This window comes from Mesorhizobium sp. M0106, from assembly GCF_040322715.1.
Taxonomy (GTDB): Bacteria; Pseudomonadota; Alphaproteobacteria; order Rhizobiales; family Rhizobiaceae; genus Mesorhizobium.
In genome coordinates this window covers 1-2712 of the sequence record NZ_JAMYUA010000106.1, presented here as the reverse complement: position 1 = coordinate 2712, position 2712 = coordinate 1, and the positions used below count along the sequence as shown (strand labels likewise).

Here is a 2712-nt window from a genome sequence, read left to right as displayed (position 1 = left end):
GTCGCGGATCTGGAGGCCAGCACGACGGCGCGCTTCGAAGCGTCGGCCAAGACAGGCAAGGTCCGCAGGTTCAAGGAGTTCGTTGACGGCGCCCGCGGCGCGGCCGGGCCGGCAGCACTCAGGCGACTATAACGGGCGCAGAGCCGACCCTGCGGCTTCCAGACATTGTCGTGTACAGCTTCAGACCCTCAAGCCGAGCCCGCAGGGCCTCGCTTACCTTTTACGGGGCGGCGGTACGTCCAAGCCGCTTCAACAGTTAAGAATTTCGCAAAGACGATACCCCGGATCGTCGAGCTTCCGCTGCCACTTCCCGCATTCGCCGAGGCGGTCAATGACCCGCCCTTCACAATAGTTATCCGGCAAGCATCTGGATGCGAGAGATAATGTTGCCGGAGGCATCTCTCATGGCTTCTACACCTGCCTGAACGCCAGAACCGCGTTCGTGCCGCCAAAGGCGAAGGAGTTGCTCAGTGCCACGCGCACCTTGCGCTCGCGTGCCACATTGGGCGTGACGTCGAGATCGCAATCGGGGTCCAGCTCACGATAATTGGCAGTCGGCGGCACGACGCTCTCGCGGATAGCCATCACGCAGGCGATCAACTCGAGCGCGCCGGACGCGCCGAGGCAATGCGCGTGCATGGACTTGGTAGAAGAAATGGACATTGAGAAGGCGTGCTGACCGAAGACGCGCTTGATCGCCGCCGTCTCGATCTGGTCGTTGGCCTTGGTGCCGGTGCCGTGCGCGTTGAGATAGTCGACATCCTCGGCGTCCAGCCTGGCATCGGCAAGGCAGGCCCGCATTGCTGCCTCCGGCCCCTCGACAGTCGGCGCGACGATGTCGGACGCATCGGCGGAAAGGCCGGCACCGGCAATTTCGGCAAGGATGGTGGCGCCCCGAGCCAGGGCATGCTCGTAGCTTTCCAGCACCGCCATGCCGGCGCCTTCACCAAGCGACAGGCCCTGGCGATCGGCCGAGAATGGCCGGCAAGTATCGGGCGAAAGCACGCGGATCGCTTCCCATGCCTTCAGCACACCCCATATGAGCGGCGCTTCGCTGCCGCCGGCAAGCATCACGTCGGCCCGGCCGAGCCTGATCTGGTCCACCGCGCAGGCAATCGCATGGTTTGCCGAGGAACAGGCGGACGTGACGCCGAACACCGGCCCGCGCAGACCAAGACTCATGCTGACCTGGCCGGCAGCGGCACCCGGCATCGCCTTGGGTACAGTCAAGAGAGCGGCACGCTTACCGCCCAGAAGGATGGCGCGGTAGGTTTGCTCGATCGCATCCCACCCGCAGCCGCCAACGCCCACCGTCGCACCGAAGCGATAGCTATTTCCCTCTTTGGAGGAAAGTCCGGCCTGACGCATGGCTTCGCGCGCCGCAAGCACAGCGAGCAGGCTGAAGCGGTCCATGGAGATGAGTTGCTTGCCGTCGATGTCATGCTCCGGCAGCGCCTTGATCTCGGCACCGATCCTGACCCTCAATTCATGGAGCTCGGAGTTGACGATTGGGCCGATGGCGGAGCGGCCTTCTCGCATCTCTGTCCAAATGGCGGCGGCGTTGGTCCCAAGCCCGCAAATACCGCCAATCCCAGTAATCACGACGCGCCTGTCCATTCACACCCCTTAGCGAGCAAGCTGCGCACGGCTTCCACCATGTCCCCAACATTCTGGAGATCCGACCATGCCTCGGCCGTATTCATCTCGATCTGGATGCCGTAGGCCTGCTCCAGGTCCCAGAGAACGTCCGCCAATCCCAGTGAATCGATACCGAGCGAAGTCAGTCCCGTGGCAGCCGTTATCTCGCCGCCTGTGGCAGGCGCTATGCCGCCCTCCGACGCGGCGCGCTTCTTGATAATGGCGATTATTTCGTTGGCGAGTTGATCTGCCATCTTGTTCCTTTCCAGCTTGCGTTTTCGGCGTCGTTCAAAACCCGAGTCGCGTCGCGTTGCCAAAATTGCCCCTCATAGAGCCTGTGCGACCGACCAAGCCCAATGCCCATAGGAACCGGACGAGTTCCGGCTTCTGCGGCGTCAGCCCGATGACGAAGAAAAGTCGCCGGCCTCCCGCTTTTGCGCCAGCACATCAAGAATCTGCGTGTAAATGGATAGGAACCGTCGTCAAACGTCAGCTAAACGCTGCGACGGTGGGTGCTGTCAGCGTATTCACTCGGCACCTCATATGTAATCGAGATGTTTCATAGCTCCGGACCAGTTGCGATCAACTATTGTACCGGTCCGCCATTCGTCGGAGAGTTCGACATGATCGGAGCGCTGCCTCTCATTCCCAGTACAATCTCCACCGCACGCGACAGATTTCCTCTTTCGGGCTCTTCTCAAGGGACTCGCCACGCGATAGAGGCAGTGATCGGCGCACGTGAGGTCCTGCCAAGTCCATGCGACATTCCGGAAAATTGGTAAAATCGTTTGTTTCAATCAAATGCATCCACGCTATGGATAGCTAAGACATGCGTTTCAAAGGGCTCGATCTGAATCTTCTCGTCGTTCTCGACGCGCTGCTGAGCGAGCGCGGCCTCACGGCGGCGGCACGCCGCATAAACCTAACCAAATTCATGGGGGTTGGTGGATGTGGCGCAAGCCGTTGAAATGGCGTAGGATTTGGTTGCCTAAGCCGATCCGAACCATTTCCCGGAGACCACACCCACCATGAACGATCTTGCGCTGCCGCTGAGCGGTTTGTCATCAGTCGGCG

General features: G+C 61.0%; 2 protein-coding genes and 2 pseudogenes. 2 read left to right on the top strand and 2 right to left on the bottom strand.

All coding sequences use genetic code 11. The features are described from left to right. Positions 1-261 precede the first annotated feature (261 nt). Positions 262-425 (top strand): annotated as a pseudogene (locus NKJ55_RS35180) (LysR family transcriptional regulator); the annotation flags it as partial. Here NKJ55_RS35180 and NKJ55_RS35175 read toward each other — a convergent pair. Both NKJ55_RS35175 and NKJ55_RS35170 read right to left on the bottom strand, forming a co-directional pair. Then, positions 412-1617: a beta-ketoacyl-[acyl-carrier-protein] synthase family protein gene (locus tag NKJ55_RS35175; RefSeq protein ID WP_352453892.1), complete on the bottom strand. Its 1206-nt coding sequence runs from the start codon at positions 1615-1617 to the stop codon at positions 412-414. The pseudogene NKJ55_RS35180 and the gene NKJ55_RS35175 overlap by 14 nt on opposite strands. Next, a complete protein-coding gene (locus NKJ55_RS35170) occupies positions 1599-1892 on the bottom strand; it encodes an acyl carrier protein (RefSeq protein WP_352453891.1) in 294 nt (97 codons plus the stop codon). Before NKJ55_RS35170 ends, NKJ55_RS35175 begins: the two co-directional genes overlap by 19 nt. 575 nt (positions 1893-2467) lie before the next feature. Here NKJ55_RS35170 and NKJ55_RS35165 point away from each other — a divergent pair. Further along, positions 2468-2569: pseudogene (locus NKJ55_RS35165) on the top strand (LysR family transcriptional regulator); the annotation flags it as partial. Positions 2570-2712: the final 143 nt, after the last annotated feature.